Source organism: Streptosporangium sp. NPDC049078 (assembly GCF_040648855.1).
In the GTDB taxonomy this organism is placed as follows: Bacteria; Actinomycetota; Actinomycetes; order Streptosporangiales; family Streptosporangiaceae; genus Streptosporangium.
In genome coordinates this window covers 81,570-107,612 of the sequence record NZ_JBEZEL010000017.1, presented here as the reverse complement: position 1 = coordinate 107,612, position 26,043 = coordinate 81,570, and the positions used below count along the sequence as shown (strand labels likewise).

The following is a 26,043-nucleotide window of genomic DNA, read 5'->3' as shown; positions in this document are numbered from 1 at the left end:
CGGTGGCGACCCGCGGGGGGTTGCCGCCTTTCCCGCGGACGTGATTCACTGACGTCACCTCCGAAACTGTAAGTAAACTTTTCAATAACGGACTTTCCGGTTTGGCGGCTCCCCGTGGCACGACCGCTCTCGTCCGGGCAGGAACGGTTCAGGCTCCCGCGCCGGCCCGACCTCCCGGAGCACTCCTTCGCCGTACGTTTCTCCGGCTTGAGGGCGCGCCACGGTCCGTTGACGACGGGGCAGGCCAACATGGTCCGCTGCATGCTCACCGACCCGCCCGAGCACATGAACTACCGCGTCGTGCGGGCGCTCCAGCCGGGTACGACGCTCGCCGCGATCACCAAGGCGGTGATCGGGCTGGTGACCCGGCACGAGTCCCTGCGCACGACCTTCCATGACGGCCTCCAGCGGGTTCTGGCCGAGGGAGGCGTGACCGTCGAGGTCCACGAGACCGGCGCCCCCTCGGCCGGAGCGGACGCCGCCGGAAACCGGGCGGACGCTCCGGTGAGCGAGAAGGACGCGGAGAGCGGATGGGCCGGCGGGCCGGAGGGCGCGGAGAGCGGAGGGGCGCGGGGTACGAAGGGAGCACAGGACGGGAGAGCGCATGGTGCGGAGGGAGCCGAGGGCGGGGGACCGGCTCGGATCCGCGCCGAGACGCCCGACGCCGACCTCGCGGAGGAGGTCGCGCGCCGGCTGCACGGGACGCGCTTCGCGCCGGCCGAGGAGATCCCGCTCCGGATCGCCGTGATCACCTCCGGCGGCGTGCCCCGGCAGGTCGTCCTGGTGACCACGCACAGCGCGACGGACGCGGCCGGGCTGGCGGTACTGCTCACAGAGTGGGACGAACTCCTCCTCGGCAAACCGCTCGCGCCGGTGACCGCGCCGCAGCCGCTCGACGTCGCGGCGGCCGAGCGCACCCCGGCCGGTCTACGGCGGGCACAGGCGGCGCTGCGCTACTGGGAGGGCCACCTGCGCGAGGTGCCCCGGTCCACGCTCACGGTCGCCGTGGACGGCGAGACGGACTGGTTGCTTCCCCGGCTGCGGGTGCGCTCGGTCCCGGCGGCCGGGGCGCTGGGGCGGATCTCCGCGCGTACCGGGGCGAGCCCGTCGGCGGCGGTGCTCGCGGCCCTGGCGGCACTCGCCGGAGTGCGGGCCCGCCTGCGGACTGTCGTCGTGCTGTCCATCTCGGCGAACCGCTTCCGGCCGGAGTTGCGAGAGTACGTCGGACCGCTCGCCCAGGACGCGCTGATCCCGGTGGATATCGGCGAGGACGGCTTCGACGCCGTGTTGCGCGGCGCGCGCTCGGCGACGATGGCCGCGTACCGGAACAGCCGCTTCGACTCGGACGCCCTCATCCGGGTGATGGAGGACGTCCAGCGGGAGCGCGGTCTCTTCTTCGCCAGGGATCTCGTGTTCAACGACATGAGCGTCCCCGGCAGGGGGGCGCGGGTCGGCCGTACCGGTCAGGATGTTCACTCGGTCTGGCTTCCACCGGCCACCCTGCCCACACGCGCCTCGCTCTGGGTCCACCGGCTGCACGGCGAACTCGACGTCACCCTGTGGGCCGACCCGCGCTGTCTGCCCCGCGACGACGCGCGGGCCCTCGGCGAGGGGATCGCACGGCTGCTCATCGAGGCGGGCGATCGGGACGTGCCGCTGACCGAGCTGATCGCCCTCACCGGCGTCGTCCCGGTTTCCCGGGACGAAGGCTGGCTCTTGGCCGACGGATGCTGGATCCACCTCCCCGAGGTCGAACGCCTGGTGAGGGACGCGCTCGCGCGGACGGCCGGCGGCGACGCGGCGGCCCGCCTCGCGGAAACGGTCGTCACCGCGGAAGCCGACGAACGGTTCGGGCATCGGCTGGTGTGCTTCACGTCGGCGAAGACCACTCCGGAGGCGCTGCACTCGGCCTGCCTGAGCCTGCTGCCCGGCCGCATGTCGGCCCTGACCCCGCACCGCTACGTCGTCTGCGCGACCGCCCCGCCCCCGGGCGCCGCCTGGCGGGATCTGCCGAGGATCGCCGAGGGTTCCGGACGCTGACACCTCGCCCCGCCGGTGAATGTGCTTCGGCGAACGCGTTCACAGGCGGCTTCGGGGGGCGAGCCGGGGCGTTCCCCGTTTTCCTAATTTTTCCTGGTTTCCGTGTCAATCCCGTGCCGGCTCCGGCGGCCGGGCAGCGTCCCGGCCCGTCCTGCAAGCCGGATCAGGCAGCGCCGGTGCGCGTCACGGTGATCGCCAGCGTGGTGTAGGGCACGGAGAAGCCGCCCCCGATCGCGTCGATGGCGGCTCCGACGGCCTCCAGCACCTCGGCCAGACTGTCCGCCGGAAGCACCGTGAGGGCGCCGCTGGTGGGCGCCAGGTCCAGCCACTCGTCGCGCGTGTAGGAGTGCTCCTCCTCGAATCGCCACCGTTCCGGCTCGCCGAACCCGCCCGCCTCCCTCACCCCGTCGGCGAACCTGGGGAACAGCGCCTGGTAGGGGTCCGAGGGGCGCTTCTGCCATTGGAGGTCGAGCGGCGATTCGGGTGCCACCCGCCGGTAGGCCGTGGCGAAGGCCTTCGCGAGAGCGGGCGGGAGATCGAACACGTGGGAGAACACCGTCAGCCTGCCCCCGGGCCGCAGCACCCGCGCCGCCTTGGCCGCGCCGGCTACCGGGTCCACCCAGTGCCAGGTCTGGCCCGCGACCACCGCGTCGAACGTCCGGCCGACGTCTTCCCAGGCCTCGAACGTCGACACCTCCACCTCGACCCCGGTGCCCCGGGCGAATTCGGCCATCCGCGCGTCGGGCTCGACCCCGAGCACCCGGCAGCCCGCGGCCTGGAACTGCCGGGCCGCGATACCGGTGCCGCAGCCGACGTCGAGGACGTCGGGTCCGGGGCCGGCGGCGACGATCCGCTCCACCAGGGCGTCGGGGTAGCGGGGCCGGGTCCGGTCGTAGCGTTCGGCGTCCACTCCGAACGACTCCGCCATCCGCCTGGCCTTGTGGGACTCTTTACCGGAAGGGCGGGGCTGTTCCCGCGATAAAATGGGCATGCGCCCACTTTAGTGGGCACATGCCCACTCGTCAATCGGGTGAAGGCCGTCAAGAGAGGGAGGGGGCACGCTGTGCCGACCGGGGTGCACATCCGCGACGCGCGCAGGCACCTGTTCGACGCCGCCGAGCGCGTCCTGCTCAGGGACGGGCCGAACGCGCTGACCAGCCGCGCGGTCACCACAGAGGCGGACGTCGCCAAGGGGGTCCTGCACCGGCACTTCGCCGACTTCGACGACTTCCTCGCCGAACTCGTGCGAGAGCGCATCGCCGGAATCGGCGCCCAGGCCGCCGCTCTGCGCGACTCCGCCGGGACCGGCACCGTGGCCGGCAACCTTACCGGCGCGCTGAGGGAACTGTTCGACCCGGTCGCCGTGTCGATCGTCGGCCTCGTCGTCTTCCGCGACGAACTGCGCGCCCGGCTGCGCCAGGCCGGGCCACCCAACGGAGTCCCGGTCATGGCGGAGGCCGTGGCCATGATCGCCTCCTACCTCGCCGACGAGTGCGAGCTGGGCCGCATCGCGGCCGACGCGGACGTCGACTCGCTCGCGCTCTCACTGGTCGGGGCCGGGCACCTGATGTTCGCCGGGCGGGCGGGCGCCCCGCCCGAGGAGGGAGAGGTCGGCAAGGTCGTGACCACGGTCATCGCCGACGTCGTGCAGAGACGGCTGTTGTGAACCGCCCGGCGTCGGGCGCTCGACGCGGGACGCCGGGTGCGGGTGGGTTCCCGTGAGGGGTCCCGGGCTCGAAGACGGTCCATGAGCTTGGACGCCTCACCACGGCGCGGCGGCGGTTCCCCCCGCCTCCGGTGTCCCGTGCCACGTCCGGATGTCAGCCCAGGCGGTGCTCGTACAGTTTCCGCAGCTCCTCGACGCGGCCCTGCGGCGGGTGGGGGGTCTCGCCCTGGACGGTGGCGAAGAACGCCTCCAGATGCGCCTGCCAGGCGGCGAGCGCCGTCGCGCGGAGATCGGCCAGTCGGGCGGGAAGCGTCTGTGTCAGCTCGACCCGGGTGCCTTGCGCGGGGTCGTGCGCCAACTCCCAGCGCACCCGTCCCGCGGACTCGCCCTCATGGAGCCACTCGTACTCCAGGGCGCGCGGCGCTCCGACCTGCGTGACAGAACCCGCGGGCACATGCGGGTTCGTGAACCACGCCGGGGGCTCCGCGCCAGGGCGGGGTGTCTCCCCCGCGACGAGGATGTTCCACACCTCCTCGACGGGCTTCCAGATCAGGTCGCGCGCGAACCTGACGAGGTGGTCGTCTCCGCTCTTTCTTGTCTCCCCCTCGGCCAGGCCGAAGATCTCGACGTAGTCCGCGATCCGGCTCCTCCAGCCCGGAGGCCGCTCGAAGGGCTCGTCGTCCAGCCTGGACAGCAGCGCGGCCAGGCAGAGGTCCCAGCCCGCCGCGGTGCGGCCCGCGGTCAGCCTGCCGGTCCAGCCGCCCCCCAGCGTGTGGGTGAGGACGAGCAGGCAGCCGGGCCCGTCGGGGAGAAGCTCGAAGCGCAGCACGTCCTGGTTCCAGCGGAACGCGTACACCTTCGGAGGGTCGAACTCCAGGACCCGGCCGTGAGTGGGGTCGCCCTCGCCCTCGAAGGTGAAGCGCATCGCCGCACCGACGGACGGTTCGCTCTCCACCGCCGCCGGAAACCAGTGGGCCATCTCGGCCGGGTCGGTGACGGCTTTCCAGACCTTCCCGGGGGAGTGGGCCAGCCGTCGTTCGAAGCGCAGCACCGGCTGGTCGCCGACGGTTCGCAGGGTCGCCAATCGCTCTTCCACTATGTCGCCCTTTCTTGGGTCTCGTTAGATCTCTTCCGGCATGGCGTCGAGGCGGCGTTCGAGCGAGTCCAGGCTCTCGTTCCACATGCTCCGGTAGGGCTCAAGCCAGGCGGCCATCTCGGCGAGCGGTTCGGGCCGCAGCCGATACCACCGGCGCTGCGCGTCGTGCCTGACCTCGACCAGGCCCGCCTCGCGCAGGATCCTCAGGTGTTTCGACACCGTCGGTTGGGTCAGCGCGAGCCGCTCCACCAGGTCGCCCACGGGACGCTCGCCGGTACGGAGCAGATCGAGGATCTCCCTGCGCCGGGGCTCGGCAAGTACTTCGAATGTGGTTGCCACTTCAGCAATATAGCCAAGTTGGCATATAAGATGTCAAGAAGCGCTGGAGGGCGGCTCGGACACGTCGCTCGGATCGGTCGTACGGGCGCGGCGCCGGATATGGAAGTGTCCGGAAACGGACGCCCGGAAGGTCTCTCGCCGGTCCTTGCCCGGATGATTTCGTGGTGTGTGAAGTCGTGATCAGTTGGTCCGTCGCCGGCGGTGTGGCGGACGGGAGATCTTGGAGGTCTCGCGATGGCGGTGGAGCTCGTCTACGAGACGCACTCGATCAGCACCGACAACGAGGCGGGAATCGCCACCGGCTGGCTTCCCGGCGCGCTCTCGCCGCGCGGTCGTGAATTCGCCCGTGAACTCGGGGAACGCCGTCGTGATGACGCGATCTCGGTCGTGTTCGTCTCCGATCTGGGGCGCGCCGTCGAGACCGCCGAGATCGCCCTCGGTGGCTCCGACATCCCGATCCATCAAGACGCGCGGCTCCGCGAGTGCGATTACGGCGAACTCAACGGCATGCCGGTCATCCGGCTCGCCGACGAGCGGTCACGTCACATCGACATCCCGTGGCCGGGTGGGCAGAGCTACCGCCAGGTGGTGGAGCAGACCCGTGACTTCCTCGGTGACCTCGCGGCCGCCTGGGACGGTCATCGTGTCCTGGTGATCTCCCACTCCGCCAACAGATGGGCGCTGGACCACCTCCTCGGCGGCCGCGAGCTGGAGGAACTGGTGGACGCGCCGTTCGACTGGCGAGAGGGGTGGGAGTACGTGGTGCCGACCGCTTTCCACGCGGACGACAGGGTGTCGGCGCCCGAAGGCGGGCGATCGGGGGACGTGCCGTTCTGACACGGTGCGGGGATCGGCGGGGTCGGGGCTCAAAGGGGAAGCGGGGGAACCAGGCCCACGGGGAGTCACGGGGAGTCATGGAGGATCACGGGGAGTCACGGGGAGTCACGGGGAGACGGTCTCGATCCTCCGCCTCTTCGCCATGGCCAGGACCACGATCGCGTAGAGGCCGAGCTGCACGACCGTTCCCGCCAGGGTCTGCCAGGGCACCGACCCCTGCTTCAGCGCCTCCGGCAGGCTGCCGTCGGCTCCGCTGACCCCGAAGGCCAGCACGTTGTTGACCACGTGCAGGGCGATGGCCGCCTCCAGGCCGCCGGTCCGCACCGCGAGCCAGCCCATCAGCGCACCGAAGGCGAAGACGTCGACGATGCCCCAGTCGACGTAGGCGTGCACCGCGGTGAAGGCGGCGGTACTCAGCAGGATGCCCGGCCACGGATTGGAGAGGAAGGCGCCGAACGCCTGGATCAGCCATCCCCGGAAGACGTACTCCTCGGCGGCGGCCTGGAAGGGCACCAGGAGCAGGGTGACGACCAGAACGGGCAGGAAGCGCTCCCAGCCGACCCAGCCGAACAACTCGCCGAGGTCTTCGCCGGTGGCGACGTAGGTGACGGCGACCGCGGCCTGGCCCAGCACCACGACGCCGATCGCCACCGCCGTGCACCGGGCCATCCACCGCCACCGCAGGCGGCCGACGACCGAGGAGAGGGTGCCGGGCGGGCGCCGCTGGATCCACGCCACCACGCCGTACACGATCGGCAGGACGACCGCGATCGAGAGCAGGTTGATCCCCAGGTCGAGCACCGGATCGGTGAAGATCTGCTCATCGGATCCGCCCATCTCGGCGCCCACGATCACGCCGAGCGTCGCACCGCCGAGGATGACGACGAGTCCGGCCAGCATGAGGCCCGCGAGTCCGGCGACCGTGCCCAGCACCGGTCGCCACCAGGCGTGCAGACGGGTGCGCGCCAGCAGGTCGTAGCGGCTGCCGGGCGGCGCCGGCACCATCCAGGGCTCGTGCCTCGGCGGGGGCGGGAAGTGGTCCACGGGCGGACCGTACGCGCCCGGTGGCGGACCGTACGCGCCGGACGGGTCGGGGACACCGGGCCGGTGAGGCGGCGGGCCGGAGGGCTGGAGGGGCGTCGCCTCGGACCCGGAGTCCTGGGGGACGTGCATCGAATACCTCCGGGGTGGACACTCCGGCCTTCGGGCCGGAAGGAAACGCGGCGCAGCGCCACCGGTCTGGATGCGCGTCGATCCATTTCGATGGGTTTACGGAGTTTACGAGGTCGGAGGGCGGGACGCGCCCCGTCGAACTCGATGTTCTCCCCGTGTTCCCGGTGACTCCGCCAGGCTTCCCGGCGCATCGGTCGCATTCGCGAGCCGATCGCCGTCCCGCTTTCGGAAGATCACGCTCCGCGGACGTTGGTCATGATCGCGTAGACGGAGGTGGAGGCCGTCATGAACAGCCAGTTGCGCTTGAGGCCGCCGAAGACCAGGTTGGAGGTCTTCTCGGGAAGCCTGAGCTTGCCGATCAAGGTGCCGTCCGGGGCGAAGCAGTGCACTCCCTCGTGCGTCGCCGCCCAGATCCGGCCGGCGGTGTCGAGCCTGATCCCGTCGAGACCGCCCGCCGAGCATTCCGCGAGCACCCTGCCGTTCTCCAGGGCGGCGCCCCGCACCTCGAAGACCCGCAGATGCCCGCGCTGGGTGTCGGCGACGTAGAGGAGGGACTCGTCCGTCGAGAAGGCGAGGCCGTTGGGGCGGGCGAAGTCGTCGGCCACCGCCGTGATCTCTCCGGTGGCGGGGTCGAGACGGTAGACCTGATCGTTGCCGATCTCGCTCTCCGCCTGGTGGCCCTCGTAGTCGCTGGCGATGCCGTACCTGGGGTCGGTGAACCACACGGAGTCATCCGACCTGACCACCACGTCGTTGGGGCTGTTGAGGCGCTTGCCCTGCCAGTGGTCGGCGATGACGGTGATGGAGCCGTCGTGCTCGGTGCGGGTCACCCGCCGGGCGCCGTGCTCGCAGGAGATCAGCCGGCCCTGCCGGTCGAGGGTATGGCCGTTGGTGTAGCCCGCGGGAGCGCGGAAGGGACCCACGTTTCCCGTCATCTCGTCCCAGCGGAGAATCCTGTCGTTGGGGATGTCGCTCCACAGCAGATAGCGGCCCGCCGGGACGTAGGTGGGACCTTCGGCCCACCGGCAACCGCGGTGGATCCGCTCGACCCGCTTGTCGCCCCCGACGTCGGCGAACCGCTCGTCGAGCACCTCGAACTCCGCGGCAATGGATTCCGTCATGTAATCCTCCTTGATCGCAGAATATGATACGGCGATGGACAGGATTGACAAGATGTTGATCGGCATCCTTCAGGACGACGCCGGTCGGTCCTACGCCGCGCTCGGGGCCGCGGTGGGGTTGTCGAGCGGCGCCGCGCACGAACGGGTGCGCAAGCTGCGCGAACGAGGGCTGATCCGGCGGACGACCATCGAGGTCGATCCCGTCGCCGCGGGCAGGGGCGTGCTGTCCTTCGTGCTCGTGGAGGGGCAGGCGTGGATGGGCGCGTCGGGCGAGGCACTGCTCGCGATTCCCGAGATCGAGGAGGCGCACGTCATCGCGGGACCGGCGTCACTGCTGGTCAAGGTGCGCACGGCGAGCACCAGGGAACTGCAGGAGGTGCTGCGCAGGCTCTTCGAGATCGAGGGGGTGGCCGGGACGCGAACCATCATGGTGCTGGAGAGCTTCTTCGAGCGTGGCCTGCATCTCCCTCACCAGGATGCGTGAGGGCCTCGTGACCTGGTCCACCTCAATCGAAGCCGGGCCCGGAACGGCGCGAGGCGGCGGCCGCGCGCAGGCGGAGCCGGATCAGTTCGGAAGCGGCCCGCGCGGGGGTGGTGCCGGTGCGCTCCGAGGTGGCGAGCAGGGTGGTGACGGTGTCCTCGATGTTCTGGACGCGGGCGAGCGCCTCGTCGGCGGTTCCGCGGTCGAGTTCGACGGTGAGGGCGTGGATCACCCCGCCCGCGCTGACGACGTGGTCGGGCACCCAGATGATGTCGCGGCGGTGCAGCAGGTCGGCGACGGCCGGGGTGGTGAGCTGGTTGTTCGCGGGCCCCGCGACGGCGGCGCACCGCAGGCCGGGCACGATCTCCTCGGTGAGGACGCCGCCGAGGGCCGCGGGCACCAGGATGTCGACGTCCGCGGTGACGACCTGCGCGGGCTCGCCCCAGGTGGCGCCGACCTCGTCGGCGAGTGCCCGCTTGCCGGGATCGATGTCGCCGACGAGGAGTTCGGCTCCCTCGGCGGCGAGCAGGCGGACGATCTTCTCGCCCACGTTGCCCAGGCCGATCACGGCCAGACGACGACCGGTGAGGCTCGGGGTGCCGTGGAGCCGCCTGCCGACGGCGCGCAGCGCGGCGAGCGTCCCGGCCGCGGTGTGCGGAGAGGAGTCGCCGCTGCCGGCCTGTCGCGCGGGTCTGCAGAAGACGTGGGGGGTGCGCTCGCCGATGACCGCCATGTCGGCCGGGCCGGTCCCGACGTCCGGGCCGGTGGCGTACCTGCCGTCCAGGGAGGCGATGACGTCCGCGACGTCGTACAGCACGTGACGGCGGCGGACCGGATCGAGTTCGACCCCTTCGGGGACGGCGACGACGGTCTTGCCGCCACCGTTGGCCAGTCCGGCCACCGCGCACTTGGCGGTCATGCCGGCCGACAGGCGCAACGCGTCGGAGAGACCGTCCCGCCAGTCGGGGTAGTGCCAGATCCGGCACCCGCCGACCGCCTGGCCGAGCGCCGTCGAATGGACGGCGACGATGACGGGCAGGCCGGAGCGCGGCCCCGTGTGAACCGCGACCTGCTCATGATCGAACCCTGGCATATGACGATCCCTTCATGTGATCGGCGTCCGGGTCCAAGAATCGGATATCCGGTCGCCGCTCAGGGGTCCGATCGAACGTATGGTTGGAACGACCGGCAAAATACCGGTCATGGACGAACTTGATTCGGAGATCATCCGGCTTCTCCAAACGGATGCGCGGCAGTCCAATCGCGAGCTGGCCCGCAAACTCGGGATCGCGCCCTCGACCTGCCTGGAACGCGTGAGGGGGCTCACCCGCCGCGGGGTCATCCGCGGCTATCACGCCGACATCGACCCCGCGGCCCTGAACCGCGGCGTCCAGGCTCTCGTCTCCGTGCAGGTACGCCCGCTCAGCCGCACCGTCATCGACACCTTCAAGGACTCGGCGAGCGCCCTGCCCGAGGTGCTCAGCGTCTTCGTGCTGGCCGGTGGCGACGACTTCCTTCTCCACGTGGCGGTCCAGGACCTCGACCACCTGCACGCCTTCCTGCTGGACCGGCTCAGCAAGCGCCGCGAGATCGCGGGTTTCCGCACTTCGGTGATCTTCCAGCAGGTGCACGACACCGCCCCGGCGAGGCTCCCCGACGTGACGTCCACACCCGCGAACTGAGCGGGAGGTCTCGCCTGCCGCTACTCGCCGGTGCCGAGGCCCGAGCGGTGAGCGATGACGGCGAGTGCGGTGCGGTCCCGCGCGTCGAGTTTGGTCAGGATCCGGCTGACGTAGGTGCGTACGGTGGCCGGGCTGATGAAGAGGGCCGCGGCGATCCTGTCATTGGTCTCGGCGTACCCGATCCGGGTCAGGACGGCGAGTTCCCTTTCGGTGAGGGTGGCGAGCCGAGGGTCGCGCACGGGTGGTCTCGGGGCCCGGGCGAGGCGTTCCATGACGCGCCTGGCGATCGCGGGGGAGAGCACGTTCCCCCCTTCGGCGGCCGTGCGCACCGCCTTGCGGAGGTCCTCCGACGGAGTGTCCTTGAGGAGGTAACCGGCGGCGCCGAGCGTGACGGCCTCGACGATGTCCTCCTCGTCGTCGAAGGTGGTGAGGATCAGCACCCGTGAGCCGTCCAGGGAGTCGTCGGCGCGGATGGCCGCGGTCGCTTCGAGTCCGTTCATACCGGGCATGCGGATGTCCATGAGCACGACGTCCGGGCGGAGCTCCCGGACGAGGGAGAGCGCCGCGCGTCCGCCGGACGCCTCTCCGGCGACGGTGATGTCCGGATCGTTTTCGAGGAGTGCTCGCAGGCCCGCGCGTACGAGCTCCTGGTCGTCGGCGATGACCACCCTGATCATGATGGCTGCTCCAGTGGAAGGACGGCTCGGACCGTGAAACCTGCGGGCTCGCGTCCGGCCGTCAGGGTGCCCCCGAGCGTCTCCGCGCGCTCGCGCATCCCGGCGATGCCGTGCCCCGCTCCGCTGTCGGGGCCCTGCCCGGGGCCGTCGTCGGTCACGGACAGGCGCAGGACCGCTCCGTCGTCGAGCGCGACGACGCGGGCGCGGGTGCCGCGGGAGTGCTTGACGATGTTGGTGACCGCCTCCTGGACGATTCTGAACGCGCAGGCGTCGACCGTCGCGGGAAGTTCGGTGGTGACGCGCATCTCGAGGTCGAGGTCGATCCCCGCCGCGGCGGCCGTCTCACGCAGCGAGCCCACGCCCGACAGCGAGAGGACCGACCTCGGATTCTCGCCGGGGGTGCGGAGGAGGGCGACGGTCCGGCGCAGCTCGCTCATCGTGCGCGTGCTGGTTGACTTGATCAGATCCAGAGCCGCCCGGGTCCGCGCCTCGTCGTGGCCGAGCGACTCGCGGGCGACATCGGCGTGCAGGGAGATGACGGAGGTCGTGTGACCGATCGAGTCGTGCAGCTCTCGCGCTATGGCGAGGCGTTCGGCGTGAAGTCGGGCGTCGGCCTCCTGCCGGTAGCGCTGGGCGGTGAGTTCGGCGATCCGCCTCGCCCCCGCCTGCACGGTCCTTCTCGACCTCAGGCCGTCTCCCAGGGCGATCGCCGCGGCCATGAGCAGGACGTGCCCGGCCAGCTCGTAGCCGACGACGAACGAGAAGTCCTCACCCTCGATGAGGCGGAAGAACAGCGAGACCGCGATCACGACGGTGGCGGTGACGACGGCGTGGACGAGCCGGCCGAACTCGGCCGCCGAGAACAACGCCGCGGCGACGGGAACGGCCACTCCCACGGCCGGGTGACCGGCGGCGTAGTACGCGAACAAACCCAGGGCGGTGACGGCGAGCACGGCCGTCGGGTGGCGTCGCCGGACGAGCATCAGCGCCCCCAGGCCCACGGCCCACAGATGGGCGATCGGGTCCGGGCTCTGCCGTCCTCCCTGGCCGGCGGAGATGACGATCGACAGCACGAGGGTGACACCCACACCGATCAGGGCGTCGACCGCCCAGGGCGGGAGTCTTCTTCGTGTCCGAACACGCCGTTCTTCGACCACGCAGCCACCCTAAGGCGCCGTCGCGGCGCTCCGCAGTCCACGTGAGGCGACACGGGAAGTCGCCTTCCGACGTACGGGTGTCGAGATCGGACACGGATGTGCCACGCCCCTCGCGCTCCCTAGCTTGAGGCCATGACCTCTCACAACACCTCGCCGCGTGGGCCGCTCGCCCGAAGGCGCCCGGCGCTCGGGCTGCCCCTGATCGCCGTGATCGGCCTCGCTCTTCTCGCCGCGCCCCGGGTCGTGCTTCACGACCTGGACATCATCCACGAGGGCACCTTCGTGAACGCCCTGTTCGTCTTCGTGCCGCCGATCGTATGGATCGCGGTCGTCCTCTGGAAACGAGTACCCAACCCCTTCCTCACCCTCCTCGTCGTGGGCCTGTTCTACGGCGTCTTCCTGGCCGTGGGACATCAGGTGCTCTGGGAGGCCGCCTTCGGCGACAACCCGCCCGTGCTCGGTGGAAACCTGGGCGACGTCGACCCGGCGGTACAGTCCCTCATCCTGCGCCTCTTCGCCGCGGTGAGCAGTGTCTTCACCGGGGTGATCGTCGGAGCGATCACCGGCCTCGTCGCCTGGGGGCTCGGCAAGGTCGTTCCCTCGGGTGCCCGGGAAGCCTGAAGGACGCGCCACGGCGGGAGACGGCTGCTCCCTTCGTCGGGCGCGGGTGGTGGCCCGCTCCCGAGACGGCGTGTCCGTTCGGTCCGGCGATCCTTCGTGCCGCGGGGCTCGTCGTGGCGGGAATTAAATCCGAGGCGGCCGGTGCGCCTTCGCCGGTACGCTCCCCGGGCATCTCCCGGCCGTTGACGGGCCGTCGACGGGGCCGTCCGCGCGGAACCGGTGCGGAGTCCGGGAGGGCTCGCGGGAAACCCGTGGAAAGGCCGCGGGGAAGTCGCGGAAGAGGAGAGGAAACGCCGTTGACCATGATCGCTGTGACCGGTGTCACGGGAAATCTCGGAAGGCTCGTCATCGAGGACCTGCTCGCCAGGGTCCCCGCCCGCGACCTCGTCGCGCTCGCCCGTACCCCGAAGAAGGCGGAGGGCCTGCTCGGCGGCGGTGTCGAGGTGCGGCACTGTGATCATGACGACGCCGCGTCCGTCGACGCCGCGCTCGCCGGGATCGAGGTGCTGCTCCTGGTGTCCGGGCCGGACATGACGCCCGGAGTCCGCGTGCGGCAGCACCGCACCGTCGTCGAGGCCGCCGTCCGGGCGGGGGTGCGCCGCGTCGTCTACACCAGCGCCGTGGGCGCGGAGGACGGCCGGGGCCCCGTCGCCGACCACACGGCGACGGAGAGGGCGCTCCGCGAGGCGGGTCCGGCCTACACCGTGCTGCGCAACGCCCTCTACTCCGAGGCGTTCCTGGGCGCCGCGCTTGTCCAGGCGGGAAAAGAGGGCGAGATCACCTCCTCCACCGGTGGCCGGCCGCTCAACACCGCGAGGTTGCGTGACCTGGCGCTGGCCGCGAGTGCCGCCCTCACCGGTTCCGGGCACGAGAACGCGACCTACGAGTTGCTCGGTCCGCTGTGGACCTATCCGGAGCTCGCCGAGGTTCTCACCCGTGTTCTGGGCAGGCCGATCGAGCATCGGGAGATCACCGACGCGGAGGCCGGTTGGCTGGGGGGCGTGTTCCCCGCGGTGCGCGCCGGTGCCCTCGCCACGACCGGCTCCGACCTCGCGCGCCTGCTGGGGCGGCCGCCGTCGGGCCTGGAGGAGACGGTCACCGCCCTCGTCGCCCGTACGGCCGGCTGAGCGTCACCGGCCTGTGCGGACGCGGGCCGGCCGGGGGCGCTCAGGTCAGATAGTCGCGCAGGGCCCGCGAGCGCGAGGGGTGGCGCAGCTTCGTCATCGTCTTGGACTCGATCTGCCGGATGCGCTCGCGGGTCACCCCGTAGGCGCGTCCGATCTCCTCAAGGGTCTTGGGCCGCCCGTCACCGAGCCCGAACCGCATCGCCACCACCCCGGCCTCACGCTCCGACAGCGCGTCCAGGATGGTGTGCAACTGCTCCTGCAGCAGCGCGGAGGCCACCGCGTCCTCGGGGGTGATCGCCTCGGAGTCCTCGATGAGGTCGCCGAACTCGCTGTCGCCCTCGGTGCCCAGCGGGCTGTGCAGGGAGATCGGCTCCCGCCCGTATCCCTGGACCTCGACGACCCGCTCCGGGGTCATCTCCAGCTCCACGGCCAGCTCCTCAGGGGTGGGCTCGCGGCCCAGGTCGGTCGTCATCTGCCGGTGCACCCGCGCCAGCTTGTTGATCACTTCGACCATGTGAACGGGGATGCGGATGGTGCGGGCCTGGTCGGCGAGCGCCCGGGTGATCGCCTGCTTGATCCACCAGGTGGCGTACGTGGAGAACTTGAATCCCTTGGTGTAGTCGAACTTCTCCACGGCGCGGATCAGCCCCAGGTTGCCCTCCTGGATCAGGTCCAGGAACAGCATGCCCCGGCCGGTGTGGCGCTTGGCCAGCGACACCACCAGGCGCAGGTTGGCCTCCAGCAGGTGGTTCTTGGCCCGGTGGCCGTCTTCGGCGAGCCATTCGAGCTCCGCGCGCACGTCGGGCTGGAGCCGGGCGCCGTCGTTGAGCCGCTCGGTGGCGAACAGCCCCGCCTCGATGCGCCGGGCGAGCTCGACCTCCTGCTCGGCGTTGAGCAGGGAGATCCTGCCGATCTGCTTGAGATAGTCCTTGACGGGGTCGGTGCTGGCTCCGACGCTCGCTTCCAGGGCTGCGGGCGCCTCGTCGTCGTCGGTCAGAACGAGCTCTTCCTCGGCCTCGACAACCTCAACGGTGCCTTCCACGGTAGCGGCTTCCATGGCGTTCACACCTTCCCCAGGTCTGGTCGGATACAACAACCTGTGCAGTTCAAGGTACGTCCCGCGACGGTGTGCTGCGTCGCCTGGCTCGCCGTCGCGTCCTTCGCCTGGAGCTGATCGGCTCCGCTGCCTACAGGTGCTGGGTCCCTTTCCACCTCCGAACGGGCGCAGGGCCGCCTTTCCCCGTGGGGGAAAGGCGGCCCTGCGGTTGTGACCGGCGACGCTGCGGGTGTTGCCGTGGTGATGGACGTACGGGTGGGGGAGCGGGGAACTGAGTCCGCCGTATCCGACCGAGTCCGCGAGGAGGGGACAAGGGGCGGACAGGATCGGGTCGGATCAGGACGGGAAGTCGTTCGGGTTGACGCCGGTCGTCCTGGCGTTGCCACCCCTGACCGGGTTGAGGGTGAGGGTCCCGATGGTCGAGCTGGTCGTGGTCGTGGTGAACCTCAGCCGGTCGGTGAAGCGCTGGTAGGAGGGGGACTGGGCGAACCTGCCCCGGGAGGTGTTGAACCGGTGGCCGGAGGTGAAGAAGATGGTGTAGTTGCCGTCCCGCACACCGGTGGCGGTGGCGGTGGACCGGGCGCGGACGTAGACGCTGATCGCCTTGGACCTGCCGCGGACCAGCGTGACGACGGCGTCCCTGCCGGTGCCGTTCTTCACCTTCAGCTTGCCCCGGCCGCCGCTGATGCGGTTGTAGAGGATCTTGCCGTTACCGGGTCGTGCGGCGGCCTCGGTGGAGGAGACGGCGACGGTCTCCTGGGCCGAGGCGGTGGCGGGGGCGGCGAGGGAGCCGGTCAGCAGGACGGACGCGAGGATCGCTCCCGCGAGGGGACGTAGACGAATCATTGCGCAAATATGGCCAATCCCCGGTGGCCGGTCAACGCGAATTCGTGCTGGCGAGGCCTTTCGGGCGTTTTGTATAGGTATTGAACCCTGCGATGATCACCCGTGTGGGGCTCGGGCTCCGGACGTCTCTCGGCGATTCGGGAAGTGAAACATCGGACCGTTCCAGATCGGCGTTTCGTTCCCCGCCCTCTCATCGCACTCTGTCGGTTGTTGCATCACATAAAGCCACTCTTCAGGCATATTTTTGCGAAAATAAGTAGAAACATTGCAGTCATCTGCCTGTCATCCTATGGTGTTCGCAGCGCCGTTCGCCGATCTCCGTCGGTGACGGCGGCAGTCTCTCCGCCCCCCACCGGCCGGATCGCGGCGACCGTATGTCCCGTCGACCGTGGCGATCCGGCCTCGCGTGACGAAGGGTCAGCCGATGAAGACATCCGATCAATCCGTCAGCCGCTTACGCCATACCGGGCGACGCGCCCAGATCGTCCTCGCGCTGCTGCTGGCCACCCTGTGCTGGGCCGGAGCCCAGACACCGCTCCCGGCACGGGGCGCGGCCGTGCCCGAGCAGTCCTCCAACGTCCATCTCTTCTACTACTCCTGGTACGGCAACCCCCAGACGAGCGGGGAGTGGCGGCACTGGCAGCAGGGCGGACGCACCCCACCCGACGACGTGGGCGCCGACCTGTACCCCAGCCTGGGCGCCTACGACTCCGGCGACTACGCGGGCGCCGTCACCAGGCACATGCAGTGGATCAAGCAGGCCGGGGTCGGCGTCATCGTCTACAGCTGGTGGGGGCGTGACAGCTTCGAGGACAGGCTCACCCGAGGCGTGATGGACGCCGCCGCGCGTTACGGCGTCAAGGTCGCCTGGCACCTGGAGCCGTACGAGGGGCGCACGGCGGCCTCCACCGTCGAGGACATCCGCTACATCAACACCCGCTACGGCTCCCACCCGGCCTTCTACCGTGACGCCGAGCACGGCGATCGGGCGGCGTTCTACGTCTTCGAGAGCCTGAGGATCACCGACTGGGCCGCGCTCGACCAGGTCACCGCGGGCAACATCGTGCTCGCCCAGACCACCGACACGTCGAAGATCGCGCACTTCTCCGGCATGTACACCTACGACGGGATCGCCGGTGCCACCGCGCCCGGCTGGGCCAACGCGAGCGCGTACGCCAAGCGGAACAACCTGATCTGGGCGCCCTCGGTGGCTCCCGGCTACATCGACGACCGCGCGGTGCCGGGCAACACCACCCCGACCCTGGGCCGCGCCAACGGCGCCACCTACGACCTGGAGTGGTCCAACGCCCTCGACCCGGCCAAGGGCGGCCTGCCGACCTGGGTCTCCATCACCTCGTTCAACGAGTGGCACGAGGGCAGCTCCATCGAGCCCGCGGACTCCACCCCGCCGGGCGGGTTCGGCTACCAGACCTTCGACGGCGCGTACGGCAGGACGGGGACCGCGGCGGAGACCGCCTATCTGGACCGGACGAAGTACTGGGCGACGGAGTTCGAGACCCGCAGGACCGGCGGCACGCGAGACACCCAGCCCCCGACCGCACCGGGTGCCGCGCGCGCCGTCCCGGCCTCCGGCACGAGCATCACGGTGGGCTGGACCGCGGCCACCGACAACGTCGGAGTGACCGGCTACGACGTCTACCGCGAGGCGGGCGCCACCGACGTCAAGGTGGGCAGCACCGCCGGAACGTCGTTCACCGTCACCGGTCTCACGCCGTCGACCTCCTACAGCTTCTACGTGGTCGCCAGGGACGCCGCGCAGAACACCTCGCCGCCCTCAGGCACGGTGACCGCGACGACCGGGCCCCCACCCGGGTGCTCTCCCGGCACCGGAGACCTGGCCAGGAACAAGGCGGTCAGCGCGAGCAGCGTCACCCAGAACTACGTCGCGGCCAACGCGGTCGACGGCGACGCGAACACCTACTGGGAGAGTGCCAACCACACCTTCCCCCAGTCGATCACCGTTGACCTCTGCGCCCAGGTCTCCGTCGGGCGCCTGGTGCTGAGGTTGCCGCCGTCCGCGGCCTGGGGCACGCGCACCCAGACATTGTCGGTGCAGGCCTCGTCCGGCGGCGACTTCGAGACGGTGGTGCCGTCGCGGGGCCACGTCTTCGACCCGGCCACCGGCAACACCGTGACCATCACCTTCCCGGCGACGGCGAAGAGGTACGTGCGGCTGAACATCACGGGGAACACCGGCTGGCCCGCCGGGCAGATCTCCGCCTTCGAGGTCTATTCCTCCTAGCGGCCCGCCGTGCGCGTTCGGTGATCGAGAGCGCGTGAGGCCGGTCGGGACGACGGTTCGTCCCGACCGGCCTCACGGATACGAGCGGGTGAGCGTGCGCGACGCGCCCGGCAGGAGCGGCACAGCGGCACGGATCCATCGGACGGGCATGGGGAGCGGCACCACCGCGGGTGCCGCTCCCGATGCCCGAGCGTGTCTCGTCAGGCCGCGTCGAGGCGGGTCAGTTCCTCGGCGGACAGTTTCACGTCGGCCGCGCCGACCGAGTCGCGGATGGTCTCCGGACGAGAGGAACCCGGGATCGGGATCACCACCGGCGCCTTGGCGAGCATCCACGCCAGGCACACCCGCTGCGGGCTCACCCCGTGCGCCCGCGCGACGTCCGCGAACACGGCGAACCGCGAGCCCAGCTCGCCGGCCTGCGAGATCCCGCCCAGCGGGCTCCACGGCAGGAACGCGATGCCCAGCTCCGCGCACAGCTCCAACTCGGGCTCGCTGGAGCGAAACGACGGCGAGAACTGGTTCTGCACGCTCACCAGCCGCCCGCCGAGGATCTCGTTGGCGAGCCGGATCTGGTCCGGGTCGGCGTTCGAGACGCCCGCGAAGCGGATCTTGCCCGCGTCCAGCAGGTCGCGGATCGCCCCGACCGACTCCGCGTACGGAACCTTCGGGTCGGGGCGGTGGAACTGGTAGAGCCCGATGGCCTCGACGCCGAGACGCGCGAGCGACGCGTCGCAGGCCTTCTTCAGGTGGTCGGGCGAGCCGTTCAGGGTCCACGAGCCGTCACCGGGGCGCGCATGGCCGCCCTTGGTGGCGATCAGCACGTCGGAGGTGTCGCCCCCGTAACCGGCGACCGCGCGGGCGATCAAGGACTCGTTGTGGCCGACCTCGTCCGCGCCCAGGTGATAGGCGTCCGCGGTGTCGATCAGCGTCACACCCGCCTCCAGCGCGGCGTGGATCGTCGTGATCGAACGCTGCTCGTCGGGGCGCCCTTCGATCGACATCGGCATTCCGCCGAGACCGATCTCACTGACCTGGACATCGCCGATGCGGCGTGTCTGCATGGGAGCTCCTTCTTGGGAATCGGTTGGTACCTCTCCACCCTGCCCCGATCAAGCCATCCAATGAGAGTTACCGACGGTGAGGTGATGGCGAGGTGGTGAGAAAAAGGAATGGACGGGATGACGCTCGGGCTTGTAACTTACGGCTGACCGTGACACCACCTGAGGAGGTGAGACCCATGAACGCTGTATCGACGTGGGTGCTCCCCCTTCCCGTCATGGCCGGGCGACCGAGGTAGGTGTCGCCGGGAGCGCCGCTTGGACAAGGCACTCCCGAAAGGCAATACCTATGCATTCTCAGCAGGTCACCGCCGAGCCGCAGCCGAACGACGGTGCCGAGCGTGACTCCGCGGCGGGCGACGTTCCCGGAGTTCTCCGGTCGCCGGCCCCAGGCACCGATCGCGCCTCCCACGCCTTCGATGTGATCATTGCCGGGTGCGGGCCGACCGGTGCGATGCTCGCCGCCGAACTGCGACTGCACGATGTGCGAGTACTCGTTCTGGAGAAGGAGATCGAGCCCGCGTCGTTCGTCCGCATAGTCGGTCTGCATGTTCGCAGCCTCGAACTGATGGCGATGCGCGGACTGCTGGAGCGCATGCTCCAGCACGGAAGACGACGTCCGGCCGGCGGTTTCTTCGCCGCCATCCCCAAACCCGCGCCCAAGGGCCTGGATTCCGCGTACGCCTACCTGCTGGGCATCCCACAGCCGGTCATCGAGCGCCTGCTCGCAGAGCACGCGATCGAACTGGGCGCGCAGGTCCGGCGCGGGTGCGCGGTCGCCGGTCTCGAGCAGGACGACGAGGGGGTGACCGTCGAGCTGGCCGACGGCACGCGGCTGCGTTCGCGCTACCTCGTCGGCTGTGACGGCGGGCGCAGCACGGTGCGCAAGCTGCTCGGTGTCGGTTTCCCCGGCGAGCCCTCGCGGACCGAGACCCTGATGGGCGAGCTGGCAGTGGGCATGCCGCAGGAGGAGATCGCCGCCAGGATGGCCGAGGTCCGCGAGACCCATCGGCCGTTCTGGCTCCGGCCCTTCGGCGAAGGGATCTACAGTGTCGTGGTCCCCGCGCCGGAAGCCGGCGACCGCGCGCAACCGCCCACCCTTGAGGATTTCAAACAGGGGTTGCGTGCCATCGCCGGAACCGATTTCGGCGTGCACTCCCCGCGCTGGATGTCCCGCTTCGGAGACGCCACCCGGCTGGCCGAACGATATCGGGCCGGGCGGGTGCTGCTGGCCGGCGACGCGGCGCACATCCATCCCCCCATCGGCGGGCAGGGCCTCAACCTGGGCGTTCAGGACGCGTTCAACCTCGGCTGGAAACTGGCCGCACAGATCCGCGGGTGGGCCCCGGAGGCGCTGCTGGACAGCTACCAGGCCGAACGTCGTCCGGTCGCCGAGGACGTGCTGGACAACACCCGTGCCCAGACGGAACTGTTGTCCGCCGAACCGGGCCCGCAGGCCGTGCGCAGGCTGCTCACCGAACTGATGGACTTCGACGAGGTGAACCGCCACCTGACCGAAAAGATCACCGCGACCGGCATCCGCTACGACTTCGGCGAAGGCCCCGACCTGCTCGGCCGCCGCATGCACGACCTCGACGTGAAACAGGGCCACCTCTACGGTCTGCTGCATCGTGGCCGTGGCCTGCTGCTGGACCGTACCGAACGCCTCACCGTCGGCGGCTGGTCGGACCGGGTCGATCACCTCGCGGATCCCACCGCGGAGCTGGACGTCCCGTGCGTCCTGCTGCGTCCCGACGGCCACGTCGCCTGGATCGGCGACGACCAGCAGGACCTGGACGACCACCTCTCCCGCTGGTTCGGCAGGCCCGCCGACTGAATCCAGCCCGAGCGGCGGAAAAGACCCGCGAGGAGTGCTCGCGCCGATGCTCACCCCCGTACGGGGGTGAGCATCGCGTCAGAGGGCGGAGTGGGAGGGCATCAGGACGGCGGCGCCCTCGACGCGATCCCCGGCCAGGTCCGCCAGAGCCCGGTCGGCCTCGGCCAGCCGATAGGGCACCGTCGTCACCCGGGGTGGGTGGAGCGTCGCCAGTTCCAGATAGGCGCGGCCGTCGGCGCGGGTGTTGGCGGTGACGCTGCGCAGCGTGCGCTCCTGGAACAGGTGCCGCTGATAGGTCAGGGGCGGGATGTCGCTGAGATGGATGCCCGCGACCGCCAGGGTTCCGCCCCGCTCCAGGGCGGCCAGCGCGACCGGCACCAGCTCGCCCGCCGGGGCGAACAGGATCGCCGAGTCCAGCGGTTCCGGCGGGGCGTCCGCGGCGCCGCCCGCCGAGGCCGCGCCCAGGGCGACGGCCAACTCCCTGGCCTTGGCCGAGCGGGTCAGCACGTGCACGGTCGCCCCCTGGGCGAGGGCGAGCTGCGCGGTCAGGTGCGCCGAGGCGCCGAAGCCGTAGATGCCCAGCCGTCCGCCGGGTGGCAGGTCGCTGCGGAGCAGGGCCCGGTAGCCGATGATCCCCGCGCACAGCAGCGGCGCGAGCTTCTCCGCGGGGACGTCGCCGGGGAGCGGGTAGGCGAAGTCCTCGGGAACGGTCAGGTATTCGGCGTAGCCGCCGTCGGCGTCCCAGCCGGTGTAGGTCGAACCGGGACAGAGGTTCTCCGCACCCCGCAGGCAGTAGCGGCAGCGCCCGCAGGTCGAGCGGAGCCAGGCCACCCCCACCCGGGCGCCCGGCGCGAGCCGCACGGCGTCGGGGGCGGCGGACACCACCCGCCCCACGACCTCGTGGCCTGGCGTGGTCCTCGGGCGTCGCGGCCGGAGATCGCCCTCGGCGAGGTGCAGGTCGGTGCGGCAGACCGCGCATGCCTCGACGCGGACCAGCACCTCACCGGGTCCGGGGGAGGGGACGGGGACGCGCACCGGCCGCAGGGGACGCGAGGAGATCGGCCCCGGGTGGGTGACGACCCAGGCGTCCATCTCCGAGGGGATCACGGGCGGCCGGTGAGCCGAAGGGCCGGACCCGGCGGGGGTCACGGGCGGTTCCTGGGACGGCGGGGCCGGCTCGGCGGGGGTCACGGGTCGCGCCGCCGGATGCGACGGCCGGTGACCTCGGTGGCGGCGATCCTCACGTACGGCTCCCGCTCGCCCCCCGTCCACGGCCGGACGCCCAGCGCCGCCAGGGCGGCGCGGTCCTCCTCCGAGGAGACGTGGTGGATTCCCCCGCGCACCAGCACGCTCCAGCCCTCGCGGCCGGCGTCGTCGATCCGGTCGACCTCGAAGGCGACCTTGGACTCGACCCCCTGGGCCCCGGTGCGCAGGGCGTCGTCGAGCGGTCCGCCGAAAGCGGTGCGGAAGATCACCGAGCTGCCGTGCAGGGCGTAGTCGACCGGCAGGATCACCGGCCCGCCGATCTCCTCGAAGGCGATGCGCCCCACTCCGCCGGGGGTGATGAGCCGCAGGCACTCGTCCCTGTCCAGGGTTTCCAGCCTGTCCCGGGTGAGGCCGAGATCCTCGCGTCGCCTGGCGATCCGGCGGCCGAGGTCGCCCGGGGCCGATACGCGTCCAGTCATGGGATTCTCCCGCTGAGAAGATCGATGTCGCTGCGAGTCCGGGGCTCCTCCGGCTCCGCGCCCCCCGATCGGCATCACCTGAGGCCTCCCCTCCCCGGCGCGCCGCTAATCGGGGGTGAGGGTGCCGGTGGAGACTCATGACGCGATGCCGACCGGCGCCTCACTGTTAACCGGTGGAGAAGTTGGTGTGACCACGGTCATCGCGTTTTGTTCCGGATGAAACGGGTCGGCAATTTCCGGCGGTTGAACTGTCGTCAGCGGTAAAGGCGCACCGACTCGGATAAGGCCGCTTTCCCCTGTGGAGACTCGTATGCCTGAGATGTATTTCCAGGTCAGATGGCCCGATGGTTCACAACAACGCTGTTATTCCCCATCGCTCATCATTGAGGACTTTCTTCATCCCGAACAATCGTACCCAATCGCCGAATTCGTCTCGCTGAGCGGCAGGGCGCTGGAGGCGGCCGGTGAGCGCGTACGCGAGAGGTACGGGTTCGGGTGCGCGGCCGCGGCGAGGCAGGTCGCCGAGATCGAGAGGAAGGCGGCCGGTTTCGCCGGTGCCGGCATGGTGACGGTCGAGAGGTTCGAGCGGTGAACGGCCGTCACCACGAGGTGGTCGTCGTCGGCGCGGGCCAGGCGGGCCTGTCGATGAGCCACTGCCTGCGCAGGGACGGCGTCGACCACCTGGTGCTGGAGCGTCACCGCGTGGGCCACGAGTGGCGCGCGCGGCGCTGGGACTCCTTCTGCCTCGTCACGCCCAACTGGCAGTGCCGCCTGCCGGGGTTCCCCTACCCGGGCGACGACCACGACGGGTTCATGCTCCGCGACCAGATCGTCGGCTACCTGGAGGACTACGCGGCCTCCTTCTCCCCACCGGTGCTGGAGGGGGTGAACGTCACCAGGCTCCTTCCCGACGGGCGGGGGTTTCGGGTGGAGACCGACCGGGGCACGGTCACCGCGGGCCAGGTCGTGGTCGCCACCGGCCCCTACCAGGTCCCGGTGATCCCCCGGGTGGCCGAGCGGTTCCCCGCGCACGTGACGCAGATCCACTCCGCCGACTACCGCAATCCCGAGCTGCTGCCTCCGGGTGAGGTGCTGGTCGTCGGTACCGGCCAGTCGGGGTGCCAGATCGCCGAGGACCTGCACCTGGCCGGGCGGCGCGTGCACCTGTCGGTCGGCGGCGCGCCCCGGGTGGCCCGCTTCTACCGGGGCAGGGACGTGGTGGCCTGGCTGGATCTGATGGGCTACTACGACCGGCCCATCGACTCCTTCGACGACCACGACGCCGTCCGGGCCCGCGCCAACCACTACGTGACCGGCCGCGACGGCGGGCGCGACATCGACCTGCGGGCCTTCGCCCTGGAGGGGATGAGCCTGTACGGCAGGCTGACCACGGTCGAGAACGACACGGCGACCGGTGTGGGAACGGCCGAAGCCGCGGAGGAGAGGACCGGTGGCAGGGCGCGGTTCGCCCCCGACCTGCGGCGCAACCTCGACCACGCCGACGCGGTCTGCGAGAGCGTCAAGGACTCCATCGACGCCTTCATCGCCGCGCACGGCATCTCCGCCCCCGGCGAGAGGCGTTACACGCCGCCCTGGCAGCCCGCCTCCGAGCCCGACTCCCTGGACCTGGGGCGGATCACCTCGGTCGTCTGGTGCACCGGCTTCCGCCGCGACCACGGCTGGATCAGGGTGCCGGTCTTCGACGGCACCGGCTACCCCACCCACGAGCGCGGCGTCACCCGGGTCCCCGGTCTGTACTTCCTCGGGCTGCCCTGGCAGCACACCTGGGGCTCGGGCCGTTTCTCCGGGGTGGCGGCCGACGCCGAGCACCTGGCCGGGCACATCGCCGCCGCCGGCAGGCCGGTACCCGCCCCGCGCGCCGCGGAACCGGCGTCGCTCGGCTACTTCGTCCACCCCGAGCTGCTGGGAACCTGACATGGTCTTCGACGCCCACCGCCACCTCGGGGTGCTGCCCGCCCACCCGTTCTACGGGGGGCCGCCGGTCAACCCCGACACGACCGCCCGCGCGACCGTCGCGCAACTGCTGGCCGACCTGGACGCCGAGGGCACCGAACGCGCCCTGGTGATGCCCAACTACGGGGTGCCCGATCCGGGGATCGCGTTCGCCTTCAACGAGCTCTGCCTGGAGGCGGCGGGCCGCGACGACCGGATCCGCTGCGGCCTGTGGGTATCGCCGCGCCCCGAGGACGAGCGTCGCACGGCCGAGGCGCTGGCGCTGGCCGCCGAGAGCGGCGTGCGCGCGCTGAAGCTCAGCTTCCTGCTGGGCGGGCGCCCCACCGACCCGGCCTGCAGACCCGCGCTCGACTGCGTCTTCGCCACCGCCCGGCTGCACGGGCTGGTGGTGCACGTGCACACCTCACCGGGTGCCGCCTCCGACATCGACGAGGTGGGCCACCTGGTCGAGTGGTACGGCGACGAGGTCGCCATCCACCTGGTGCACTTCGGCGGCGGCATGAGCGGCCACATCAAGCTCGCCGGGTCGCGGTTCTTCGACTGGATCGCCGCCGGCAAGCGCGTCTACACCGACCTCTCCTGGGCGATCGGGTTCACGCCCCGATGGCTGGCCCAGGAGATCGACCGGCGCGGCATCGGCCACGACCGGGTGCTGTTCGCCAGCGACGAGCCGTGGGGCGACTACGCGGGCGAGCGCGCCCGCCTTGCCGCCGCCGCCGGCGACGGCGAATTGGCCCGCCTGGCCTTCCACGACACCTTCGAGAAACTGTACGGCTGACAAGGAGAGACCCATGACCGAACTGACCGACCTCGAGAAGCAGAGCCTCACCGAGATCCCGCACCCCTCCCTGCCGGAGGGCTCCAGCCTCTACGGCGGCACCAAGGTCTTCCCCGACTACCAGGCGGAGAACGGCGAGTCGTACTTCACGCTCGTGCACGGCATCGCCCACGAGTCGTCGGTGAGCTTCGTGGCGATCCTGCAGGCGACCAGGGCGCTGCGCAAGGGCTTCGAGTCCGCGATCTACTTCTACGGACCGGGCTCGCTGAACTGCCTGGCCACCCGGGGCTTCCCGACCACGGGCAACTCCGCCTTCCCCGGCGAGCACAACATCAACAACTCGCTCAAGACGTTCATCGAGGAGGGCGGCAAGGTCTACTGCTGCCGGTTCGGCCTGTCGCTGCACGGCGCCCGCGAGGAGGACCTCATCGAGGGCGTCATCCCCACGCACCCGCTGGACGTGCAGGACGCGCTGATCCACTACGGCCGCAAGGGCGCGATCATCAACTCGACCTACATGTTCTAGGG

At 70.7% G+C, this 26,043-nt stretch carries 25 protein-coding genes and 1 pseudogene; 13 read left to right on the top strand and 13 right to left on the bottom strand.

Translation table 11 applies throughout. The features are described 5' to 3' along the window. The first annotated feature begins 207 nt into the window (after positions 1–207). Positions 208–2,040 carry a hypothetical protein gene (locus AB0B90_RS28065; protein WP_362925665.1) on the top strand — a complete coding sequence of 611 codons (1,833 nt, stop codon included), beginning with the start codon at positions 208–210 and terminating at the stop codon, positions 2,038–2,040. Positions 2,041–2,203: 163 nt separating this feature from the next. On the opposite strand, the gene AB0B90_RS28060 is transcribed toward AB0B90_RS28065, so the two are convergent. Continuing rightward, entirely contained in the window at positions 2,204–3,031 is an 828-nt protein-coding gene (locus tag AB0B90_RS28060) for a class I SAM-dependent methyltransferase (RefSeq protein WP_362925663.1), read from the bottom strand. Positions 3,032–3,103: 72 nt separating this feature from the next. Here AB0B90_RS28060 and AB0B90_RS28055 point away from each other — a divergent pair, with 72 nt between their 5' ends. Beyond that, complete coding sequence (locus AB0B90_RS28055) at positions 3,104–3,706, top strand: TetR family transcriptional regulator (protein ID WP_362925661.1); 603 nt, start codon at positions 3,104–3,106, stop codon at positions 3,704–3,706. Positions 3,707–3,860: 154 nt separating this feature from the next. On the opposite strand, the gene AB0B90_RS28050 is transcribed toward AB0B90_RS28055, so the two are convergent. Continuing rightward, on the bottom strand, positions 3,861–4,790 hold the full coding sequence (locus AB0B90_RS28050) for an SRPBCC family protein (RefSeq protein WP_362925659.1): 930 nt from the start codon (positions 4,788–4,790) through the stop codon (positions 3,861–3,863). A 36-nt stretch (positions 4,791–4,826) separates the two neighbouring features. Beyond that, positions 4,827–5,141 (bottom strand): metalloregulator ArsR/SmtB family transcription factor, encoded by a 315-nt coding sequence (locus AB0B90_RS28045; protein ID WP_350947233.1) that lies wholly within the window; start codon positions 5,139–5,141, stop codon positions 4,827–4,829. A 234-nt stretch (positions 5,142–5,375) separates the two neighbouring features. Here AB0B90_RS28045 and AB0B90_RS28040 point away from each other — a divergent pair, with 234 nt between their 5' ends. Next, positions 5,376–5,978 carry a histidine phosphatase family protein gene (locus AB0B90_RS28040; RefSeq protein ID WP_350947234.1) on the top strand — a complete coding sequence of 201 codons (603 nt, stop codon included), beginning with the start codon at positions 5,376–5,378 and terminating at the stop codon, positions 5,976–5,978. Positions 5,979–6,083: 105 nt separating this feature from the next. Here the strand turns inward: AB0B90_RS28040 and AB0B90_RS28035 are convergent, their stop codons facing one another. Together AB0B90_RS28035 and AB0B90_RS28030 are read right to left on the bottom strand one after the other, a co-directional pair. After that, entirely contained in the window at positions 6,084–7,151 is a 1,068-nt protein-coding gene (locus tag AB0B90_RS28035; RefSeq protein ID WP_350947235.1) for a type II CAAX endopeptidase family protein, read from the bottom strand. Positions 7,152–7,384: 233 nt separating this feature from the next. Continuing rightward, the gene (locus AB0B90_RS28030) at positions 7,385–8,272 is read right to left on the bottom strand and encodes an SMP-30/gluconolactonase/LRE family protein (protein WP_362925655.1); all 888 of its coding nucleotides are present in this window, start codon (positions 8,270–8,272) and stop codon (positions 7,385–7,387) included. Between the two features lie 34 nt (positions 8,273–8,306). Here AB0B90_RS28030 and AB0B90_RS28025 point away from each other — a divergent pair, with 34 nt between their 5' ends. Next, positions 8,307–8,756, top strand: a complete 450-nt coding sequence (locus AB0B90_RS28025) for an Lrp/AsnC family transcriptional regulator (protein ID WP_362925653.1) — start codon at positions 8,307–8,309, stop codon at positions 8,754–8,756. Between the two features lie 22 nt (positions 8,757–8,778). Here the strand turns inward: AB0B90_RS28025 and AB0B90_RS28020 are convergent, their stop codons facing one another. Continuing rightward, positions 8,779–9,846, bottom strand: coding sequence for a Glu/Leu/Phe/Val dehydrogenase dimerization domain-containing protein (locus AB0B90_RS28020; protein ID WP_350947238.1), 1,068 nt, complete (start codon positions 9,844–9,846; stop codon positions 8,779–8,781). 109 nt (positions 9,847–9,955) lie between these two features. Here AB0B90_RS28020 and AB0B90_RS28015 point away from each other — a divergent pair, with 109 nt between their 5' ends. After that, complete coding sequence (locus AB0B90_RS28015) at positions 9,956–10,435, top strand: Lrp/AsnC family transcriptional regulator (RefSeq protein ID WP_350947239.1); 480 nt, start codon at positions 9,956–9,958, stop codon at positions 10,433–10,435. 20 nt (positions 10,436–10,455) lie between these two features. On the opposite strand, the gene AB0B90_RS28010 is transcribed toward AB0B90_RS28015, so the two are convergent. Continuing rightward, a complete protein-coding gene (locus AB0B90_RS28010; protein WP_350947240.1) occupies positions 10,456–11,112 on the bottom strand; it encodes a response regulator transcription factor in 657 nt (218 codons plus the stop codon). Further along, positions 11,109–12,269: a histidine kinase gene (locus tag AB0B90_RS28005; protein ID WP_350947241.1), complete on the bottom strand. Its 1,161-nt coding sequence runs from the start codon at positions 12,267–12,269 to the stop codon at positions 11,109–11,111. The genes AB0B90_RS28010 and AB0B90_RS28005 overlap by 4 nt, the downstream gene beginning before the upstream one ends. Positions 12,270–12,401: 132 nt before the next feature. Between AB0B90_RS28005 and AB0B90_RS28000 the strand changes: the two genes are divergently transcribed. Further along, entirely contained in the window at positions 12,402–12,890 is a 489-nt protein-coding gene (locus AB0B90_RS28000; protein WP_362515588.1) for a hypothetical protein, read from the top strand. 302 nt (positions 12,891–13,192) lie between these two features. Continuing rightward, complete coding sequence (locus AB0B90_RS27995) at positions 13,193–14,017, top strand: NAD(P)H-binding protein (protein WP_362925772.1); 825 nt, start codon at positions 13,193–13,195, stop codon at positions 14,015–14,017. A 40-nt stretch (positions 14,018–14,057) separates the two neighbouring features. Here the strand turns inward: AB0B90_RS27995 and AB0B90_RS27990 are convergent. Further along, positions 14,058–15,029: pseudogene (locus AB0B90_RS27990) on the bottom strand (RNA polymerase sigma factor); the annotation flags it as partial. Between the two features lie 381 nt (positions 15,030–15,410). Then, positions 15,411–15,920, bottom strand: a complete 510-nt coding sequence (locus AB0B90_RS27985; protein ID WP_350947243.1) for a hypothetical protein — start codon at positions 15,918–15,920, stop codon at positions 15,411–15,413. A 424-nt stretch (positions 15,921–16,344) separates the two neighbouring features. Here AB0B90_RS27985 and AB0B90_RS27980 point away from each other — a divergent pair, with 424 nt between their 5' ends. After that, entirely contained in the window at positions 16,345–18,183 is a 1,839-nt protein-coding gene (locus AB0B90_RS27980) for a discoidin domain-containing protein (RefSeq protein ID WP_362925649.1), read from the top strand. 200 nt (positions 18,184–18,383) lie between these two features. Here the strand turns inward: AB0B90_RS27980 and AB0B90_RS27975 are convergent, their stop codons facing one another. Continuing rightward, complete coding sequence (locus AB0B90_RS27975) at positions 18,384–19,244, bottom strand: aldo/keto reductase (RefSeq protein WP_362925647.1); 861 nt, start codon at positions 19,242–19,244, stop codon at positions 18,384–18,386. 286 nt (positions 19,245–19,530) lie between these two features. On the opposite strand from AB0B90_RS27975, the gene rox reads away from it, so the two are divergent. Further along, the gene (gene rox / locus AB0B90_RS27970; RefSeq protein WP_362925645.1) at positions 19,531–21,078 is read left to right on the top strand and encodes a rifampin monooxygenase; all 1,548 of its coding nucleotides are present in this window, start codon (positions 19,531–19,533) and stop codon (positions 21,076–21,078) included. A gap of 78 nt (positions 21,079–21,156) precedes the next feature. Here the strand turns inward: rox and AB0B90_RS27965 are convergent, their stop codons facing one another. Together AB0B90_RS27965 and AB0B90_RS27960 are read right to left on the bottom strand one after the other, a co-directional pair. Next, the gene (locus AB0B90_RS27965) at positions 21,157–22,227 is read right to left on the bottom strand and encodes a zinc-binding alcohol dehydrogenase family protein (RefSeq protein ID WP_362925643.1); all 1,071 of its coding nucleotides are present in this window, start codon (positions 22,225–22,227) and stop codon (positions 21,157–21,159) included. A gap of 38 nt (positions 22,228–22,265) precedes the next feature. Continuing rightward, on the bottom strand, positions 22,266–22,763 hold the full coding sequence (locus AB0B90_RS27960) for a pyridoxamine 5'-phosphate oxidase family protein (RefSeq protein ID WP_350947248.1): 498 nt from the start codon (positions 22,761–22,763) through the stop codon (positions 22,266–22,268). Positions 22,764–23,073: 310 nt separating this feature from the next. Between AB0B90_RS27960 and AB0B90_RS27955 the strand changes: the two genes are divergently transcribed. From AB0B90_RS27955 to AB0B90_RS27940, 4 genes are read left to right on the top strand one after another with little or no spacing between them, the layout of a single operon-like run. Continuing rightward, positions 23,074–23,355 carry an MSMEG_0570 family nitrogen starvation response protein gene (locus tag AB0B90_RS27955; protein ID WP_362901395.1) on the top strand — a complete coding sequence of 94 codons (282 nt, stop codon included), beginning with the start codon at positions 23,074–23,076 and terminating at the stop codon, positions 23,353–23,355. After that, entirely contained in the window at positions 23,352–24,698 is a 1,347-nt protein-coding gene (locus AB0B90_RS27950) for an MSMEG_0569 family flavin-dependent oxidoreductase (RefSeq protein WP_362925641.1), read from the top strand. The genes AB0B90_RS27955 and AB0B90_RS27950 overlap by 4 nt, the downstream gene beginning before the upstream one ends. Position 24,699: 1 nt before the next feature. Beyond that, on the top strand, positions 24,700–25,515 hold the full coding sequence (locus tag AB0B90_RS27945; protein ID WP_362925639.1) for an amidohydrolase family protein: 816 nt from the start codon (positions 24,700–24,702) through the stop codon (positions 25,513–25,515). A 13-nt stretch (positions 25,516–25,528) separates the two neighbouring features. Next, the gene (locus AB0B90_RS27940) at positions 25,529–26,041 is read left to right on the top strand and encodes an MSMEG_0572/Sll0783 family nitrogen starvation response protein (protein WP_350947252.1); all 513 of its coding nucleotides are present in this window, start codon (positions 25,529–25,531) and stop codon (positions 26,039–26,041) included. Positions 26,042–26,043: the final 2 nt, after the last annotated feature.

What these genes read in the sequence shown, in the direction of transcription:
- AB0B90_RS27995 (WP_362925772.1), top strand. Translation starts at nt 13,193, where the DNA reads ATGATCGCTGTGACCGGTGTCACGGGAAATCTCGGAAGGCTCGTCATC.
- AB0B90_RS28000 (WP_362515588.1), top strand. Translation starts at nt 12,402, where the DNA reads ATGACCTCTCACAACACCTCGCCGCGTGGGCCGCTCGCCCGAAGGCGC.
- AB0B90_RS28015 (WP_350947239.1), top strand. Translation starts at nt 9,956, where the DNA reads ATGGACGAACTTGATTCGGAGATCATCCGGCTTCTCCAAACGGATGCG.
- AB0B90_RS27945 (WP_362925639.1), top strand. Translation starts at nt 24,700, where the DNA reads ATGGTCTTCGACGCCCACCGCCACCTCGGGGTGCTGCCCGCCCACCCG.
- AB0B90_RS28060 (WP_362925663.1), bottom strand. Translation starts at nt 3,031, where the DNA reads ATGCCCATTTTATCGCGGGAACAGCCCCGCCCTTCCGGTAAAGAGTCC.
- AB0B90_RS28035 (WP_350947235.1), bottom strand. Translation starts at nt 7,151, where the DNA reads ATGCACGTCCCCCAGGACTCCGGGTCCGAGGCGACGCCCCTCCAGCCC.
- AB0B90_RS28010 (WP_350947240.1), bottom strand. Translation starts at nt 11,112, where the DNA reads ATGATCAGGGTGGTCATCGCCGACGACCAGGAGCTCGTACGCGCGGGC.
- AB0B90_RS27985 (WP_350947243.1), bottom strand. Translation starts at nt 15,920, where the DNA reads ATGATTCGTCTACGTCCCCTCGCGGGAGCGATCCTCGCGTCCGTCCTG.
- AB0B90_RS27955 (WP_362901395.1), top strand. Translation starts at nt 23,074, where the DNA reads ATGCCTGAGATGTATTTCCAGGTCAGATGGCCCGATGGTTCACAACAA.
- rox (WP_362925645.1), top strand. Translation starts at nt 19,531, where the DNA reads ATGCATTCTCAGCAGGTCACCGCCGAGCCGCAGCCGAACGACGGTGCC.
- AB0B90_RS27980 (WP_362925649.1), top strand. Translation starts at nt 16,345, where the DNA reads ATGAAGACATCCGATCAATCCGTCAGCCGCTTACGCCATACCGGGCGA.
- AB0B90_RS28020 (WP_350947238.1), bottom strand. Translation starts at nt 9,846, where the DNA reads ATGCCAGGGTTCGATCATGAGCAGGTCGCGGTTCACACGGGGCCGCGC.
- AB0B90_RS28025 (WP_362925653.1), top strand. Translation starts at nt 8,307, where the DNA reads ATGGACAGGATTGACAAGATGTTGATCGGCATCCTTCAGGACGACGCC.
- AB0B90_RS27975 (WP_362925647.1), bottom strand. Translation starts at nt 19,244, where the DNA reads ATGCAGACACGCCGCATCGGCGATGTCCAGGTCAGTGAGATCGGTCTC.
- AB0B90_RS27960 (WP_350947248.1), bottom strand. Translation starts at nt 22,763, where the DNA reads ATGACTGGACGCGTATCGGCCCCGGGCGACCTCGGCCGCCGGATCGCC.
- AB0B90_RS28040 (WP_350947234.1), top strand. Translation starts at nt 5,376, where the DNA reads ATGGCGGTGGAGCTCGTCTACGAGACGCACTCGATCAGCACCGACAAC.
- AB0B90_RS28030 (WP_362925655.1), bottom strand. Translation starts at nt 8,272, where the DNA reads ATGACGGAATCCATTGCCGCGGAGTTCGAGGTGCTCGACGAGCGGTTC.
- AB0B90_RS27940 (WP_350947252.1), top strand. Translation starts at nt 25,529, where the DNA reads ATGACCGAACTGACCGACCTCGAGAAGCAGAGCCTCACCGAGATCCCG.